Source organism: Gelidibacter pelagius, assembly GCF_017581925.1.
In the GTDB taxonomy this organism is placed as follows: Bacteria; Bacteroidota; Bacteroidia; order Flavobacteriales; family Flavobacteriaceae; genus Gelidibacter; species Gelidibacter pelagius.
The window spans coordinates 169,007-186,587 of sequence record NZ_JAGEVG010000004.1 but is presented as its reverse complement, the minus strand read 5'-3'; the positions used below and the strand labels follow the sequence as shown (position 1 = coordinate 186,587).

The following is a 17,581-nucleotide window of genomic DNA, read 5'->3' as shown; positions in this document are numbered from 1 at the left end:
AATTGGATTATTAGGTGTCCTCTATGATTTTACTATTTTTAGCCTTACAAATGAAGCTATGAAGTTAAGCGCAACAAATTTAATGAAGTCCTACGGTGGACGTCAAGTGGTCAAGGATGTTTCTTTAGAAGTCAATCAGGGTGAGATTGTGGGCTTGCTCGGCCCAAATGGTGCTGGCAAAACCACCTCTTTTTATATGATTGTTGGCTTAATCAAGCCCAATGGCGGCAAAATCTTTTTGGACAATAAAGAAATCACCAAATATCCAATGTACAAACGTGCCCAACATGGGATTGGTTATTTGGCACAAGAAGCATCCGTTTTTCGAAAGTTGAGCATTGAAGACAATATTTTAAGCGTATTGCAAATGACAAAACTCTCTAAAAAAGAGCAACTTGATAAAATGGAATCCTTAATTGACGAATTTGGACTGGGACATATTCGTAAAAGCAGAGGCGACTTATTATCTGGTGGTGAACGCCGCCGAACTGAAATTGCGCGTGCCTTAGCTACAAATCCTAATTTCATTTTATTGGATGAGCCTTTTGCAGGAGTGGATCCAGTGGCCGTGGAAGACATTCAACGGATTGTAGCCCAACTGACCAAAAAAAATATTGGGATTTTAATCACTGATCACAACGTACAGGAAACGCTGGCTATTACGGACAGAACCTATTTAATGTTTGAAGGCAATATCTTAAAAGCCGGAATTCCAGAAGAATTGGCTGCGGATGAAATGGTGCGAAAAGTATATTTAGGCCAGAATTTTGAATTGCGCAAGAAGAAGATACTTTTTTAGAGCTTGAAGCTCTTTTTTATTTGATTTTCTTATTTGGATCCTGATGCGTGTTGAAGACTGAATACACGATAATCTCTGAATCAACTTCTTTTACCTCATAGACTAACTACGTTATTGTTGGTGTTTCCCACCAAGAATTCCCCCTATCAACACAACTTGTAAATATAAATTAAAAAACTTAATCTTTTAGACTCAGCAAACTTCAGCAGAAGAAAAACTGTTGAAGTCCTTCCTGCTACAAAAATCACTTCTTCAACATGCCAACCAACATTTTTATCCCATTAAAAATTAATAAGGCTACAAATCCAAAAATGACACCCACAATAAATTCTCGAAGAAGAGAAGGCCAAGTTTCTAAAAAATGATGAAAGAAGTCCAGATTATGTACAAAAATTCCACCGGCCACAAGCAATAGGGCAATCGTACCAATAACACCTAAACTTTTGATAACCCAAGGTAAGGCATTGACCAGAAGATGACCAAAAAAATCGGAAATACTTTTATCCTTGTCATTGAAATTAATCAGACTGTACCCAAAGTCGTCCATTCTGACAATAAGTGCGACAATCCCATACACACCCACGGTTGCAATAAGCGCCACAATGGAGACCACCAAAATCTGATTAAGAAGAGGGAGACCCATAACAGTACCCAAGGCAATAATGACGATTTCTACGGATAAAATAAAATCGGTGACGATGGCGGATTTAATCTTGGATTTTTCAAGTTCCACAATCTCGGTTGGGCTCATGCCACCTTTATCTTCAATGGCTGGAGAATGATGATGAGGCACTAAATATTCATAAGCCTTCTCAGCACCTTCGTATGCCAAATAAATTCCGCCCAACACCAACACCACTGTCACGGCAACTGGAAAAAAAGCACTTAATAAAAAGGCCACCGGTAAAATGATAAGTTTATTGATAAAAGAACCTTTCGTAATGGCCCATAGCACCGGGATTTCTCGCGAAGCAACAAATCCAGATGCCTTTTCGGCATTTACTGCCAAATCATCGCCTAAAATACCAGCGGTTTTTCTAGTTGAAATCTTAGCCATGGAAGCCACATCATCCATTAGGGCGCCAATATCATCTAAAAGTGCAAAAAAACCTGATCCCATTAGTTTGAAAGAATTAGTTACGACGATACGCCGTTAATTTAAATAATAATGATGGTCTATGTTGTTAGCGATTTTGAAAACAGAGATAACAAAACATAAAAAACAATAATCAATGGAATCGCCAAAAACTTGAAAAGAACGATAAATATGATGCTCATAATGATGAAAACATAACGCACCGCATTCGTTTTAAAACTCCAATCTTTGAATTTCAATGCGAACAAATTTATGCCTGAATTCAGTAAATAGCAGCTTAAAACAGTTACTGCAACCAAAAACCACGGATTCAAGATGATCGTATTTATGGTATCACTGTTTTGAAACTCCATGATCAACGGCAATGAAATAATCATCAGCGCATTTGCAGGCGTTGGCAATCCCTTAAAGGAGGCCTGTTGCTCCTCATCAAGATTAAATGTTGCCAACCGATATGCAGAAGCCAGTGTGATAAAAAAGCCAATGAAGGCCAATGGTGAATAATGATGTAGACCTTCAAATATATTTGAGGAGTCCCAAAGTGTATCGGCATTTTCTGCAACTGGATGACCTATGGCCCAATTCAGTAATTTGAACATAACAATCCCTGGCACCAAACCACTGGTGACCATATCTGCCAAAGAATCCAATTGAAGTCCCAACGCGCTCTGTACATCCAATTTCCTGGCGACTAGACCATCAAAGAAGTCAAAAAATATTCCTAAAAACATGAATAAAGCTGCCGCCACAAAATAGTTTTGCACGGCTAATACAACTGCAATGCTACCGGAAAACAAATTGAGTAGTGTAATGATATTGGGAAGATGTTTCTTTATGGCCATGGTATAAGTTTGTGTAAAAATAACAAACTATTTTTATAAGAATATGCTCATAAGCGAATATTGAAAACTTAAATGCCGAAATTTTCTGGCGCCATTGGAATCAAGAACCTCGGGGCATTAAAACCCACCGGTGGAAATTAATACAACATCCATTCGTCAAATCGTTGATAAACACAATATCTACAGAGATTTATAGTTTAACTAAAAGAAGTTATACTTAGGCAAATTCGCCCTTAATTGTCGAAGTTTTAAACTTGAGATCCCGCCAAAAAAGCGAAATTAGTTCAACTTTTTGTGCATCTTTGTAAAAATTTTGCGATTGAAAACGAATATAGTTGTTGCGTTCTTCCTCTTGTCCATACTTGCCTATGGTCAAACTACGCGTAAATACTCCAATGAGTTTATGAATATTGGAGTTGACGCCGCTGCCTTAGGAATGAGCAATGCCGTTGTATCGCAATCTTCCGACGTGAACTCAGGCTATTGGAACCCAGCGGGACTGGTCATGCTTGAAGACAGTCAAATCGCCTTAATGCACTCCAGTTATTTTGCCAACATAGCCAATTACAATTACGCAGCCTTTGCCATGTCTCTTGATGATAGAAGCGCTGTGGGAATTTCGTTGATCCGATTCGGTGTCGATGATATTCTGGACACGACACAATTGATTGATGCTCAAGGCAATATTAATTACGACAGAATCAGTCTCTTCTCAGCTGCCGATTATGGTTTGACGTTTTCTTATGCCAGAAAAATTCCTTTGGATGGGTTTAGTTATGGTGTTAATGCGAAAGTCATCCGCAGGATTATTGGTGATTTTGCCTCGTCTTGGGGATTTGGTCTCGATTTGGGCATCCAATTCGAATCGCAAAACAATTGGAAATTCGGATTGATGGCTCGGGATATTACGACTACTTTTAACGCGTGGACTTTTGATAAAGATAAACTGGCGGACATTCAAGATGCTGTGGCCGGTCAAAATCAGGAAGTTCCGGAATCGACTGAATTGACCATCCCAAAACTTCAATTGGGCATGTCCAAAAAGTTCATTTTCCATTATGACTATTCTCTGGTAACTGCTTTGGATCTCAATGTACGATTTGAGCAAAACAATGATGTCCTCTCTACTTCCTTTGCAAGTATTACGCCTTCCCTAGGATTCGAATTTGGTTATACTGACTTGGTGTTTTTAAGAGCTGGCGTCGGCAATTTCCAAAATGAACTCCAACTTGACAATTCAGAAAACTTGACCTTTCAACCTAATTTTGGCGTCGGTTTTAAATATCGTGGCATCCAAATAGATTATGCATTTACTGATATTGGCGACCAAAGTGCCGCCTTATATTCCAACGTATTTTCTTTAAAATTGGATTTCAGTGTTTTTAGGTAATCCGGGAGTCGTTTCTTGTTTCTCGTTTTGAGGTTTAGCCATAACTATCAACCTTCGATCATCTATTCTCAATGACTGAACACGATCAACAATCAGCAATCTTAAATCGTTAATCATCAATCAATAGCGTCCGATATAAGAGTCAAGACCGCTGCGCTATAAGAATCAAGAACCAAACCTAAAAAACTTAAAGCATTTAAATTGTGGATTTTAAAATTTAAAGCTCGACGGAATTAGCATAATTTTGTGTTTTTTTCTAAACAGATATAATGACAGTTATCCTAAAGAAACTCTCCGAGAGACTTTAGTGGTCAGACTTTTAGAGGATCATTGAATTTTAATCGGACACCATTGAATCATCAATCGTTAATCCTCAGCTTTGAACCGCAGTCTTGAATCTTGGTTCTTGGTTCTTGATACTTAATACTTATTTCTTATTCCTCATTTCATACTACCAAATTAATATTTTTGTTCGTAAATTTCCCCAATGAAAAACTTCCTTTTTGCCATACTCTCAGGATTACTTTTAGCTTTTGCATGGCCTACCTACGGATTCCCAATCTTGCTCTTTATTGGGTTTGTGCCGATTCTATTCGTGGAGCGTCATGTCCGACTTTCCGATATCAAATGGAAAAAAATATCGATTTTTGGATATAGCTACATCAGTTTTGTCATCTGGAATTTCATCACCACCAATTGGCTCCAATACGCCGATGTATTTGGTGCCAGCTTTGCCATTTTAGTGAATTCCATGCTCATGGCCATCCTAATGGTGGTTTATCACAGCATTGCAAAACGTGCTACCGTCAACATTAGTCTTTTGTTTTTGATGTGCTTATGGATAGCTTTTGAAAAGTTGCATTTAGGATGGGATTTTTCTTGGCCTTGGCTGAATTTGGGTAATGGATTCTCAGAATATTTCACTTGGATCCAATGGTATGAATACACCGGAACTTTTGGAGGTACCTTATGGGTTTGGCTTGTGAACATTTTGATTTATAAATTGATTGTGAAATATCAGATTCAGAAATCCATAAATAGCGTTAAATCAAATGGCATCATTATTTTGGCTGTAATCATTTTGCCGATTTTAATCTCCTTAACCATCTATTACACTTACAATATTGAAGGCGAACAGATAAATGTAATTGCTTTACAGCCCAACATCGATCCCTATTCTGAAAAGTACAATGTGTCCAATGAAGAAATTGCCGATATGTTGCTAAAGTTGGCAGACACTAAAATCAATGCACAGACAGACCTTGTCGTAGCTCCGGAAACGGTGTTTGCGGACAATGTGAAAATCACCCAGTTGGAAAACGCCTATTTCAAAAGAAAACTGGATGTCTATATTTCTGAACATCCCAATCTAAATATTTTAACAGGGATTTCGTTTATCAATTTCATCACAGACAAATCACTTGTCAAGAAACAGTCCAATTACCACAAAAGCGGATTTTGGTATGACGATTACAATTCGGCCATGATGCTCAACGCGAGCGATGATGTACAACTCTATCACAAATCAAAATTGGTTGTAGGCGTAGAAACGCTGCCTTATCAAACCATTATAAAACCTCTAATTGGCGATTTCATGATTGACCTGGGCGGTACATTGGCCATGAAAACCACCCAAGAAGAACGCACGGCATTCACAACCACTAATCCCGATCTAAAGGTTGGTCCCATTATTTGTTATGAATCGGTATATGGGGAATTTGTAACAGGGTACATTCGAAATAATGCCAACGTATTGGCCATTATCACCAACGATGCTTGGTGGGGTGAAACACAGGGCCATAAACAACATTTAAGTTACGCAAGACTGCGCGCAATAGAAACACGAAGAGATATCGTGAGAAGCGCTAATACTGGTATTTCTGCACTGATCAATGCCAAAGGAGATATCACATCGTCATTAGCCTATGATACGCAAGGTGCTTTGTCCGGAACCGTCACAACTAACGAAAAAATAACATTTTACACTTGGGCTGGTGACTATATTGCGAGAATTGCGATGTTTATTGCGCTTTTTGTGTTTTTGATTACGATGTATAGAAAAAGCAGGGTGTCTTGATCGACTTAGTTTTTTAAAAATCCTACTTTAAAGTAATGCACAAACCTATAAACAGATAGACCAGTATTCAAAAATAAAAATCAACTCTCCCCCTATCGTTAATCTGCTGTAGACTAATGACTTGCAACTATCCATCCAAATAATTCAAAATAGCAATACTTAATGTCCTTCTGAAGAGTATCACAAAACCTTAAAATGGTACGGAATTACAGTGTTTTAGAAAAAAAATGACACAAATGATTTTGCTATCCTATAAATAGCAGTTAATTTTGCAATAAATAAATTTAAATTCTAAATAACAATGAAAAAGTTAATCTTAGTATTTTTAGTAGCCTTAGCATTTAGCTGTGGCGACAAGAAAAAAGAAACACCTGCAGCTACAACTGATACCAAAGTTGAGAAAAAAGCACCTGCTGAAGATCCAAATGTGGCCGTTTTGACCATAGAGGGTAATGACCAAATGCAATTTAACAAAAAAGAACTTAAAGTTAAAGCAGGTCAAAAAGTGAAACTTACTTTAAAGCATGTTGGTAAAATGGATATACAAGTTATGGGTCATAACTGGGCTTTACTTACCCAAGATGCTGATGTAGCTACAGTAGGAAATGCTGCTGCAATGGCAAAAGACAACGATTATATCCCTGCTGATATGACCGACAAGTTTATTGTTCATACAAAAATGATTGGTGGTGGAGAAACTACAACTATTGAATTTGACGCTCCTGCTCCAGGAACCTACACTTATTTGTGTACTTTCCCAGGGCACTACGCTTTGATGCAAGGTAAATTTATCGTGGAATAATTAAACACGAGTTACTTAGGACCAAGTAGTACACTTGAAGTTCTAAAAAAGAATAAAAACTAAAGTGCCCATTAAAGTACTTTAATTTAAAAAGCTGCAAATTTATTGCAGCTTTTTTTATGCTTATTACTGCTTTTCAGTTCTCTGACATCCTAAGTATTCTGATGTCAAGTCTTATAAAGGAACTGCTGTTGACTACCGACTCATTTTTAAAATATTTGATATTTGATTATTTTAACAATACATTTACAACTCTTAAAAACATACGTAAAAAAATGTCTGAAACTGTTTTAGAATTAAAGGATGTCTCGATATATCAAGGAGACAGCATGGTGTTGTCTGAAGTTAACGTCGAAATGAAAAAGGGTGATTTTGTGTATCTCATTGGGAAAACAGGAAGCGGAAAAAGTAGTTTTATGAAAACACTCTATGGCGATCTGGAACTGACCACTGGGGAAGGCCATATTGTCGATTTCGATTTGCGAACGTTAAAAGAAAAGGACATTCCGTTTTTAAGAAGAAAGTTAGGTATCGTTTTCCAGGATTTTAAATTGTTGCCGGACAGGACGGTTAATGGCAACTTGGAGTTCGTCTTGAAAGCAACCGGTTGGAAGGACAAAAGCAAAATCAAGGAACGTGTTGAAAAAGTTCTCGATAAAGTCGCCATGAAAACCAAAGGCTTTAAATTTCCACATGAGCTTTCGGGCGGTGAACAACAGCGTATTGCCATTGCAAGGGCCTTATTGAATGACCCTGAACTTATTTTGGCCGATGAACCTACAGGAAATTTAGATCCACAGACCAGTATTGAGGTTATGGAAGTCTTGCGTGAAATCAACAAAAACGGCAATACCATCTTAATGGCCACCCACGACTATGCACTTCTATTACGTTATCCAAGCAAAACCCTAAAGTGTGATGAAAATAAGGTTTTTGAAGTGGTACAGCGTAAAGGTTAAATTCCTAACCAATCAAATAAGCGTTTGAACAACGGTAATTTCTTTTCTGAACGCTCTACACTTTGAAACTCAATAATAAACACCCCGAAGTTCGCAAGAGTATATTTAGAGATAAACCTACCCTGATTTTGACTACAGCAGCAACTGATTTAATTAGGATTTTTTCTTATAAACATGCGGATTTTTACGAATCCCCTTTTTAAAGATTCTCCTGAGCAGCATTCTTAAACTCGCATCAAGGTTCAAAACGACATTTGTAAAAGTGTCTTCTGGCCTTCCTCTAAATTTGGTTACATGGAACTTATCCGTAGGTTTTAAGGGCGAATCACTAAAATAATAATTGGAAATGCAACATCTGCTCCCATTATCAGTGACTTTATTTACGGAATGCCAAGACGTATCGTGTGTGGCCATAATCACCAATCTGTTAAACTTACTTTCAATGAGCACAGGTTTTTGTTTTGGACCATCAGGCCACACTTCCAAATGCCCACCGTTTTCTAATTTCCAATCTGGTGTAACGTAATAGAGCAAATTCAAAACCCTCCAACGCTCACGTTCGGCATCGTGCGAATTATCTAAATGGGGATGTAAAAAATTATCCTTCGCCATTAATGATAAGCCTCCTGCATATAGCGATTCGTCAGCATAAAGCGAATCAATACCACAAATTGCGCCAATAAGTGTTACAATCTTGCGGTCTTGAAAGGCGTAGATAACAGCTTCTAAAAATGGTTCGTGTTTATCCATTTGTGCCGATACGTGCTTGTATTCTCTCATACTTTTCAGACAGCGCATTTCTGAAGGATCAGGAAAAACCTCATAACATTTTTGCGCGATGGCTTCAGGCAAAATATCATCAATATAAAAAAAACCAATTTGAGATTTGGTCTTGTTATAAGCAGCCGTCAAAGCTTTTTGCTCACTTTTTATTTTAGCATAGATGTATTCTGAAATTTCATCCGACACTGAAACATTCATAGTAATACGGTATTTATGGATTTGATGCAATTTAAATCTTTTATACCGAAGACCTCTTTTAAACCTTCATAAATCGCATTTCTAAACTTCTATTTACGTGGTATTATTTCGGTGCTAATTTCTAACGACAGGTCTGTGGACTTCCCGTCGAATTATACAATCCCACAAAAAACATGAAAAATAATGGGCTTTTATTACCCTAAACTTCTGTCACAATTTGCTGTAGTTTTTTCGCCATTAAAGCTGGATGGAATTGTTCCAAAACACGCGCTCTTTCAGGTGGAAATTTATAATCTTTATTAAACACATCCTGGATCCTTTGAAGGTATTGCTCGGTGGTATTAGCTACCTCACAGATTTTTAAGATCCGATCATCATCAACAATGTTATTATTTACAATGCAAAAGCGTCCATTGTACAAAGAATAAAACACTTTCAACTTTGTGCCTGTGGCTTGATTGGAATACAACACATTCACATGGGCCTCAGCAATCAATTGATTTACTTGCTCATCATCACCAAGTTGGACGTAACGAATATGCTCATATTTTTCGATCAGTTTCCCCAAACTAGCAGGCATGACAGCACTCGCAATGATTAATGGGTATTTCAATTTCTTAAATAACGATAGAATATATGTTGCGGATGCAATATTGTCTGCAGTGGATAAATCGCCATGGTATAAGGCGTATTTACCATTGCCAATTTGTTTTTGAATAACCTCATTCCCATGAAAAACAGGTAGATAATATGCTTTTGAATTGTACTTCTTTTGGAAATAATCAAATTCGATTTTTGAAAGTGCCAAAATTCCGTCAGATTTATTGAGAACTTTCTCGTAGTTCTCGAATTTGTTACCTTCAATCCTGTACACCAACTTTTTCAATAGATTTTTTTCACTATTGGCCAGACCATAAAAATAAGAATGCTCAATGTTATGAACCCTTATAAAAATCTTACATTTGAACTGATGGTTCAGCAACACGTGGGTTGTCTGCAAACCTTCAAATAAAATGGGGGCATCGACTTGAGTCAGATTATTATAAATTTGTTTGGATGTTCTTGAAGCGACTCTAAATGGCAAAGCATTAAAAAGCTTAAAAAATGATTTGTTTCTTTTATACACAAAAATCTTTTTGCAATAGGGCTTTAAGGCTTCGGTATCAAAACGATCATCAAAAAAGATATGTAGATATAGTTCAACTCCAAGATTATGCAAATGTTTAATCTTATAAAAAACATCAATCACACCACCATAATTTGCAGGATATGGATTATTGAAGGACACAATTTGTAGCTTTGTAAGAGTCATTAAAACAAATTTAAGATATTCATCTGCACGATTTCATTTAAATGCATTAAAGTTTAATCATGGCTTATTTTTCAGTAATTATTTCACTTTACAATAAGGAAACACATATTAAAAGCACGATTGAGAGTGTATTGGCACAAACGTTTCAGGACTTTGAAATTATTGTGGTCAATGATGGCTCTACAGATGGCAGTGAAGCTGTGGTAAACTCAATTTCAGACCATAGAATAAAGTATTTTAAACAAGACAATAAAGGTGCCTCTGCAGCTAGAAATGCCGCCATCTCAAAAGCGAGCGGGCAATACCTTGCGCTTTTGGATGCGGACGATCTTTGGCAAGAAAGCTATCTTGAAACTATAAGTCAGCTTATTAAATCTCATCCTGACCATCAGGTATTTGCGGCCGCAGTAAATATAGAAACGTCAAATGGTGTCATCCGCTCAGTTTACTCTATCAAAGATATCAGAGACAAAGACATCTATATCGTTGATTATTTTGAATCCAGTTATATCAACACAGTGCTGACAAGCTCTAGCACTGTTGTTCACCAAAGCGTTTTCGACAAAATCGGCACTTATGATACTTCCCTGAAAAGTGGACAAGACACAGACTTATGGATCCGTATTGGACTGCACTACAAGGTTGTTTTCATTAATGATGTGCTTGCAACCTATCGCTACGAAAAAAAGAGTCTTTCCAATAGAACAAAACGTGCGGATAAACCGAAATTTGATAATTACATCAAATTTGAATCGGGCAATCCAGGCTTGAAAAAATTTATAGACTTAAATAGATTTTCGATGGCCGTTTTATCGAAATTGGAAAATGATCAAGATAGTTTCAGAAGATTCGAAAAAGAAATCGATTATAACAATTTGAATAAAAAACAGCAGTTTTTATTAAAACAACCAACAAGTGTAATTCGGTGTTTTCATTTCTTCAAAAAACGAATGCAGCATTTAGGAATTCATTTAAGTGCTTTTAAATAGCTTAAATTCGTCATAATCTCTAATGTAGTCTGCTTCATCAAATGTGTCTGAAGCCAACACCAAACAGACCGCTCCAGAAGAGAAATTATCAAGTTCACGCCACATCATCGTGGGAACGAATAGGCCCTTATTTGGTTTGTTCAACATGATTCTTCGAGTTTCAAAACCATCGTCCAAAACCACTTCAAAACTACCACTGAGCGCTATCAAGAGCTCGCTCTGTTCTTTGTGGGCATGTCCTCCCCTAAAAGCATCACTTGGCACATCATATAAATAATAAACGCGCTTGAACTCAAAAGGGACGGTATCTTTTTCCAAAATTGCCAAATTCCCCCTAACCTCATTTATGGTTGGTATATCAATGATTACAATGTCTTTAATTCTATTCATTACATACTTCTTGGATTAAATTATTCCACTCCTTTGCAATTTCAGTATGTGAAAGATGGGCGACACTTTCTGAAGCATTACTTGCACAGATATTATATAAATCTTGAGTAAAAGCCATAGCATTCATAGCTTCCGATAACTTTTCTGGATTGTGATTCTCTACAAGCAACCCATTTTTAGCCTCAACAATCACTTCTCGGGGGCCAGACTCACAATCCACCGAAACCACAGGAACTCCTAAAGATAAGGTTTCCGGTATGACCATCGGAAAACCTTCATACCTACTGCTCAATACCATAAATTTACTTTGTTTGACATACGGATAGGGATTAGAAGTGAAGGGTTTAAAAATAACTTGCTTATTCAACGCCAGTTCATCAGCATAAGATTGCAACTTTTCAGCATCATCACCACTTCCTAAAATAAGTAAATCTATCTCATTTTCAGGTAATTTAGAAAGTTTATAGGCCTTTAAAAGCAACTTTATGTTCTTGTGCCTATCATCTAATCTTCCATAAAATATGATATATGATTTTTTAGCAACCTCAATCTGTTGATTCGCTTTATTCTTAATATCATCAAAATCAAATCCATTATAAATAGTTCTAATTTTTTCAAGACCAAACAAGTTTTGGTATTTTAATTTGGAGGCTTCAGAAACTGCGGTCATATACGTATTCCGATACAACCATTTGTTCAACCGATTATAAGGTGTAAATGCTGACTTTTCATTAAAATTATGAACCACATAAATCGTCGGTACCTTATATATAAATTTCGTAATGATAAATTCCCGATAGGCTTGCACACGCGTTCTATTATCTATTATGATTTCGATACCCTTAGCTTTTAAAAATGCTTTAAATTTGTTTAATCGGGAGACTCTGCCAAGAATAGAATCATCTTTTTTCTTTGAGGCTCCAAGATTATATAATGTACCTTCGTAATGGTAATCGATATGATCCAAAACAGAAACAATATAAATATCATGACCCAGATTATGAAGCATAACTGATAATAAAGCTCCGGATTTCTCAGCACCACCTTCACCTAATGATGATACAACAATACATATCTTTTTTACTTTTGATTTCAACAGTTAGTATCTTTATCGCAAATATAGCTTAAATGAGAATATTACTAATTGGCGAATACAGTGGACTTCACAATTCTCTAAAAAAAGGATTAGAGTCTCTTGGCCATGATGTTCTCATTATTGGCAGTGGCGATGGTTTTAAAAATTATCCGGTTGATATTAAAATTGACCACTCGTTTCACAGTCCGATCCTGAAAAAAATTAAAGTGGGTTTTTATAAGTTGACTTCTTTTGATTTAGGGGCTTTTGAAATCTATTTGAGAGGTCGATTCCTTTCGAAAAAATTAAAAGGATTTGACGTGGTGCAGTTGATCAATGAGTTTTCAATAAAATCTACGCCTCGCTTAGAAATAAAATTCATAAAGCATCTTTTAAAACATAACAGCAAGCTTTTTTTACTTTCTACTGGCATTGACTACCAATGCATGCGATATATGATGGATGGAAAACTCAGGTATAGTGTGATGACTCCTTATCTAAAAGACCCTTCCCTTAAATCTTTATACAAATATCAGTTACAATATCTCACTGACGATTTCAAAAAACTTCACGATTTCATTTACAAGAATGTTCAAGGTGTCATTGCCACAGATATGGACTATCACATTCCGTTATTGGGTCATAAATCCTATTTAGGACTGATTCCAAACCCGATAAAAACTGACGTCATTGAATATATTCCGATGGAAATAAGCGGAAAAATTAAAATATTCCATGGTATCAATACCGCATCCGTTATTAGAAAAGGAAATGATTATTTCACCGAAGCCTTAAAAATAATCGCCACTAAATATGGCGACAAAGTAGAGATTACATATACCCATAGCTTGCCCTACGATGAATACATAAAGGTTTATGACGACTGCCATATTTTAATGGACCAAATCTATTCTTTTGACCAAGGTTACAACGCACTTGAAGCGATGGCCAAAGGTAAAGTTGTGTTTACAGGCGCTGAGCAGGAATGGTTGGATTATTACGATGTGGAGGAAGATACCATCGTGATCAACGCCCTACCAGACATTGACTATTTAGTCCAGAAATTGAGCTGGCTGATTGAACATCCTGAAAAGATTATGGAGATTTCTAAAAAGGCAAGAGCCTTTGTTGAGAGAGAACATAATTATAAGGATATAGCTGAGAACTATTTAGCTGTCTGGAAATCAGAATCAAGAACCTCGGGGCATTAAAACCCACTGGTGAGATAATGATTTAATCAATACATAATTTTTATAATTTATAAAATGCCAAAATACAACTTCACTCTGCCCAATGACAGTTATTATATTTTGCTGACGCTGTATAATTGTGCGCTTTTATTGAGCATTGGCGCTGGTGGTTGGGAATATCCAAAAGTGACGGCGTTTATTATTTGCATGATAGGGCTACAGTTTTTGAGTCGGAAATTTTGGTTCACGACATTCTTATCCTGCATACCTTATTATTTTATCTATGCTCCCATATTTCCAAGAAGTACCAATCACGGAAATCTACAGGTATTTATTGGCATCTTGTTCGTTCTTTTTGTGATTCTAAAATTTAGAAAAATAAAAGAAAACAGATTAGACCATAAAATGATTGCCAATATTTTTATCTACTCCTTAATCACTATATATTTTGTTTCGGGGTTTCATAAATTGAATGCCGGTTTCTTTGATCTCACTTCCAGTTGCACCAATTATGTAAGTTCAAATTTTACCAGCTTTTTGTTCGGAGAAAGTTATAGGCTTCCGCCAATGGCCGTAAGAACATCTCAAATATTAACGATCCTATTTGAGATGGTAATTCCATTTGGGTTATTGTTTCATAATACACGCAGAATTACCACTTGGTTATTGATTGCTTTTCATTTTTTCATGTCTCTATATGGATTTTCAAATTTTAGTGCTTTTGCAGGTTTTCTGATTTGTGGGTGCATCATCAACTTTGACCATCAAAAACCCTACTATCAATCTATTATCCGAGGATTGCGATATTATATTTTTTTCTGTATCCTATCCGTACTGATCTCTTTTGCCGTAAGTCGTTTAGGTCTTTTTGACAAAACACATATAAGAGTCTATAATGGCATCATATTCAATATGGGATGGTTGGTTTTCTTTGCTATTCTATTAAAGAAATCTACCTTTATAAAAGAGCAACAAAGCCTTAAAATAATACCCATAATATTCGTGATATTTATTGTGATGTGGGGAGGACAAGCTTATGTTGGCCTATCAAATGCTGGAAATCTGACCATGTTCAGTAATCTGTTGACAGAAAAAAGCCGGAGTAACCATTATTTGATCGATACCAAAAGAACGAAGATTTGGTCATTTGAAGAAGATATTGTCACTATAGTGGACATTGCTGACTCTCTTAAATGGGAAAATGCAGAACCCCTTAAATCCTTTCAACTTCCTTTGATAGAATTTAAAACACAAGCAGATCAATGGGTAAGGAAGCATGATAGACCTATAGAAATAATTATAAGATATCAAGATAAATTGCACCACATTCCTGATTTAAAGCTTTCAGAATTCAGCAAGGTAAAATGGTGGTACCGCTACATCCAGTTTCGAAAACTTCCAAAACCCGGCACTAATGATTGCCTTTGGTAACTTTAAATCTGTTTTCCAACAACAGGCTTTTCTCCAACATCGCTCTTTCACCTTCCCAATCGCGTGAGATATTTGTTTTAAGAAGTTTCGCGGGAATTCCACCTATAAGTATATTGCTACCTAGATGTGAATAATCTTTATTGCATAGTGTATTTGAAGCAATCGTACAATAATCTGGTGTCACAGCACCTTTCAATAGTGAAGTCCATCTGCCAACATAATTATAGGCGCCAATGGTTATCGGTTTTGTCACCTCATAGCGTTCGCCTGTTTCCGTATTGATCATTTGATGAAAATCCGTATCCACCACTTGACATTCAGAACCAATCCTTGCATAAGTTTTTAATGTGATTTCATCGGTACAAATCAACTTACCGCGGGAAGCCATACCAGCCATATTTCCAAAATCTAAAACGGCATTGTTGCCCACCATTAAGAAACAGTCTTTTCCAAACTGGCCGTAGCCCCGAAAAATAATTTGGCCTTTCAATACAATCTCGGCCATTTTGCTTGAACGTGTCGTCATCTCGTAAGCCTGTCCAAATCCAATCATCCCTCTTTTGATTGGGGCTTCAATCTGGACACTTCCTTTTAAGCTTGTAAACTTGACACTTCCATAAAAGTAAAAAGGCAGTTTTTTTGCCGTCTCATAAGGCAGCATTTTAAAATTAAAATAAAGCGTTTTGATCCAATTTATTGAAAAAAAGAATTTGAGCTTCTCATATTGAAGTCTAAAGAAATAGTAAATTGCTTTAAGATGTTTAATCATTTTTTCTTTTTAAGAACTGCTGTACTAATCCTCTGAGGTCTATTTTCTTATTTATTTCATATACGCTGAATGTTAAAGAAATAATGACCATCAAAAGCATCAGACTATATTTTAATAGTGGTGTATTTAAATGGCTAAACGCAAATGAAACGCCACAGATCAACAAGCAAACTACAAACAGCCAATTAAAATTTTTATTAAAATACAAATCATATTTATAAAAGGTAATCAACTTTACGATAATGAGATGTAAAATATTGTAAGCAAAAAAAGCGATGCCCACACCAAACAATCCGTAAAAGTAATAGCCAAAAACCATTGAGCCTACAAATATAGAATTAAATAAAACAGCTGTTTTTATAAATAGTTTTGAGTCGCCCTTTGCCAAAATCACATAACCCATGGACCATGATACCGCCTTAAAAAGTGTTCCAAACATTCCCCAGCTCACAAAAACCGTAATCAATAAAAACTCCTTGCTATAAAGTAGCTGAATGGCGAGAGGTGCCACCATAAAAAAGATCACAATAATCGGTGTTATAATGAGCAACGCTATAACCGCTTGATGAAGTACGGTATGCCTTAATTTTTCAGTATTATTTGCCATTGCGGACAAACGAGGGAAATAATCCGTTTGCATTGCATTAAAAATAATACCAACATAAGAGTTGATGATGACGAAACCTGCCAAATAAAACCCCACCTGATCTATACCTCCAACATGACTGATAAATATCTGAACGGCATAAGCACTTAACAAGGTAATAGAACTCCTAATACTCAACATGAGGCCCAATTTCAACATGGGTTTGCCTTCTCGAAATGCGTCTCTATTGGATAGTTTAAGTGGTTTTATTTTTACTTTATGAGTAAAATATTTGCTAAACACATAACTGAGGATCGTACTAATAATAATGGCGGGCACAATTCCGTCAATTCCAAAAATATAATACAGCGGAATGACTACAAAAAGTCCGACAAAACTGGCATATAAATTGGATTTTGCCAAAAACTTCAACTTTCTTAAACCTTGCAGAATCGCCAATTCTCCGTAAGTGAGCTGTTTAAACAATAACGCTACAGAAATCCAAACAAAAGACCAGGTGTAATCTGTGTTTCCAAATGTCAATTGGCTTAAAAATGATGAGAAAATTATGGTGAGAATTGCGCTCAGAAATCCAGTAAACCAAACAATTCGTTTTAATGAATTAATGATTATGATGAGTCTTTCTTCGTCTTTATTTTTAAAGTAGGCAATTTCCTTTACCGCGCTTGTGTCCAAACCAATTTTGGTCAATTCACTCACAACATTAATTGTAGAGTTTAAAAGCCCCGCAATTCCCATACCCATGGGTCCCAAAAGAATCGCTACAAATTTTGAGCGGATTATTGAAATGACAATATTAACAACTTGAACACCACCAAACAATGATGTGGACTTTAGAACCTGCCTGTATGAACTTTGAGTTTCTGACATTT

Annotated in this window: 16 protein-coding genes; 8 read left to right on the top strand and 8 right to left on the bottom strand. The window is 36.3% G+C overall.

The window, feature by feature from the left end; translation table 11 throughout:
• The first annotated feature begins 58 nt into the window (after positions 1-58).
• On the top strand, positions 59-799 hold the full coding sequence (lptB, locus tag J4051_RS05185; RefSeq protein WP_208232791.1) for an LPS export ABC transporter ATP-binding protein: 741 nt from the start codon (positions 59-61) through the stop codon (positions 797-799).
• 244 nt (positions 800-1,043) lie between these two features.
• On the opposite strand, the gene J4051_RS05180 is transcribed toward lptB, so the two are convergent.
• Both J4051_RS05180 and J4051_RS05175 read right to left on the bottom strand, forming a co-directional pair.
• Entirely contained in the window at positions 1,044-1,919 is an 876-nt protein-coding gene (locus tag J4051_RS05180) for a DUF808 domain-containing protein (RefSeq protein WP_208232790.1), read from the bottom strand.
• Between the two features lie 56 nt (positions 1,920-1,975).
• A complete protein-coding gene (locus tag J4051_RS05175) occupies positions 1,976-2,737 on the bottom strand; it encodes a CDP-alcohol phosphatidyltransferase family protein (protein ID WP_208232789.1) in 762 nt (253 codons plus the stop codon).
• 319 nt (positions 2,738-3,056) lie between these two features.
• Between J4051_RS05175 and J4051_RS05170 the strand changes: the two genes are divergently transcribed.
• The 4 genes from J4051_RS05170 (at position 3,057) to J4051_RS05155 (ending at position 7,965) form a co-directional block, all read left to right on the top strand.
• Positions 3,057-4,127, top strand: a complete 1,071-nt coding sequence (locus J4051_RS05170; protein ID WP_449528484.1) for a putative type IX sorting system protein PorV2 — start codon at positions 3,057-3,059, stop codon at positions 4,125-4,127.
• Positions 4,128-4,614: 487 nt separating this feature from the next.
• Positions 4,615-6,204, top strand: coding sequence for an apolipoprotein N-acyltransferase (gene lnt, locus J4051_RS05165; protein WP_208232788.1), 1,590 nt, complete (start codon positions 4,615-4,617; stop codon positions 6,202-6,204).
• A gap of 301 nt (positions 6,205-6,505) precedes the next feature.
• A complete protein-coding gene (gene azu, locus J4051_RS05160; RefSeq protein ID WP_208232787.1) occupies positions 6,506-7,006 on the top strand; it encodes an azurin in 501 nt (166 codons plus the stop codon).
• Between the two features lie 275 nt (positions 7,007-7,281).
• A complete protein-coding gene (locus tag J4051_RS05155) occupies positions 7,282-7,965 on the top strand; it encodes a cell division ATP-binding protein FtsE (RefSeq protein WP_208232786.1) in 684 nt (227 codons plus the stop codon).
• Positions 7,966-8,118: 153 nt separating this feature from the next.
• Here J4051_RS05155 and J4051_RS05150 read toward each other — a convergent pair whose 3' ends face one another.
• Positions 8,119-8,946, bottom strand: a complete 828-nt coding sequence (locus J4051_RS05150; protein WP_208232785.1) for a 2OG-Fe(II) oxygenase — start codon at positions 8,944-8,946, stop codon at positions 8,119-8,121.
• A gap of 199 nt (positions 8,947-9,145) precedes the next feature.
• Positions 9,146-10,258: a glycosyltransferase gene (locus J4051_RS05145; RefSeq protein WP_208232784.1), complete on the bottom strand. Its 1,113-nt coding sequence runs from the start codon at positions 10,256-10,258 to the stop codon at positions 9,146-9,148.
• Positions 10,259-10,317: 59 nt separating this feature from the next.
• Between J4051_RS05145 and J4051_RS05140 the strand changes: the two genes are divergently transcribed.
• The gene (locus J4051_RS05140) at positions 10,318-11,247 is read left to right on the top strand and encodes a glycosyltransferase family 2 protein (RefSeq protein ID WP_208232783.1); all 930 of its coding nucleotides are present in this window, start codon (positions 10,318-10,320) and stop codon (positions 11,245-11,247) included.
• Here the strand turns inward: J4051_RS05140 and J4051_RS05135 are convergent.
• Both J4051_RS05135 and J4051_RS05130 read right to left on the bottom strand, forming a co-directional pair.
• Positions 11,230-11,637, bottom strand: coding sequence for a sugar 3,4-ketoisomerase (locus J4051_RS05135; protein WP_208232782.1), 408 nt, complete (start codon positions 11,635-11,637; stop codon positions 11,230-11,232). The genes J4051_RS05140 and J4051_RS05135 overlap by 18 nt on opposite strands.
• Positions 11,630-12,733, bottom strand: coding sequence for a glycosyltransferase (locus tag J4051_RS05130; RefSeq protein WP_208232781.1), 1,104 nt, complete (start codon positions 12,731-12,733; stop codon positions 11,630-11,632). The genes J4051_RS05135 and J4051_RS05130 overlap by 8 nt, the downstream gene beginning before the upstream one ends.
• A gap of 32 nt (positions 12,734-12,765) precedes the next feature.
• On the opposite strand from J4051_RS05130, the gene J4051_RS05125 reads away from it, so the two are divergent.
• Both J4051_RS05125 and J4051_RS05120 read left to right on the top strand, forming a co-directional pair.
• Positions 12,766-13,923: a glycosyltransferase gene (locus tag J4051_RS05125; protein WP_208232780.1), complete on the top strand. Its 1,158-nt coding sequence runs from the start codon at positions 12,766-12,768 to the stop codon at positions 13,921-13,923.
• Positions 13,924-13,977: 54 nt separating this feature from the next.
• Positions 13,978-15,333 carry a hypothetical protein gene (locus tag J4051_RS05120; RefSeq protein ID WP_208232779.1) on the top strand — a complete coding sequence of 452 codons (1,356 nt, stop codon included), beginning with the start codon at positions 13,978-13,980 and terminating at the stop codon, positions 15,331-15,333.
• Here J4051_RS05120 and J4051_RS05115 read toward each other — a convergent pair.
• Together J4051_RS05115 and J4051_RS05110 are read right to left on the bottom strand one after the other, a co-directional pair.
• Positions 15,314-16,102, bottom strand: a complete 789-nt coding sequence (locus tag J4051_RS05115; RefSeq protein WP_236027235.1) for an acyltransferase — start codon at positions 16,100-16,102, stop codon at positions 15,314-15,316. The two genes, J4051_RS05120 and J4051_RS05115, sit on opposite strands and share 20 nt — an antisense overlap.
• On the bottom strand, positions 16,095-17,579 hold the full coding sequence (locus J4051_RS05110) for an O-antigen translocase (RefSeq protein ID WP_208232778.1): 1,485 nt from the start codon (positions 17,577-17,579) through the stop codon (positions 16,095-16,097). The genes J4051_RS05115 and J4051_RS05110 overlap by 8 nt, the downstream gene beginning before the upstream one ends.
• Positions 17,580-17,581: the final 2 nt, after the last annotated feature.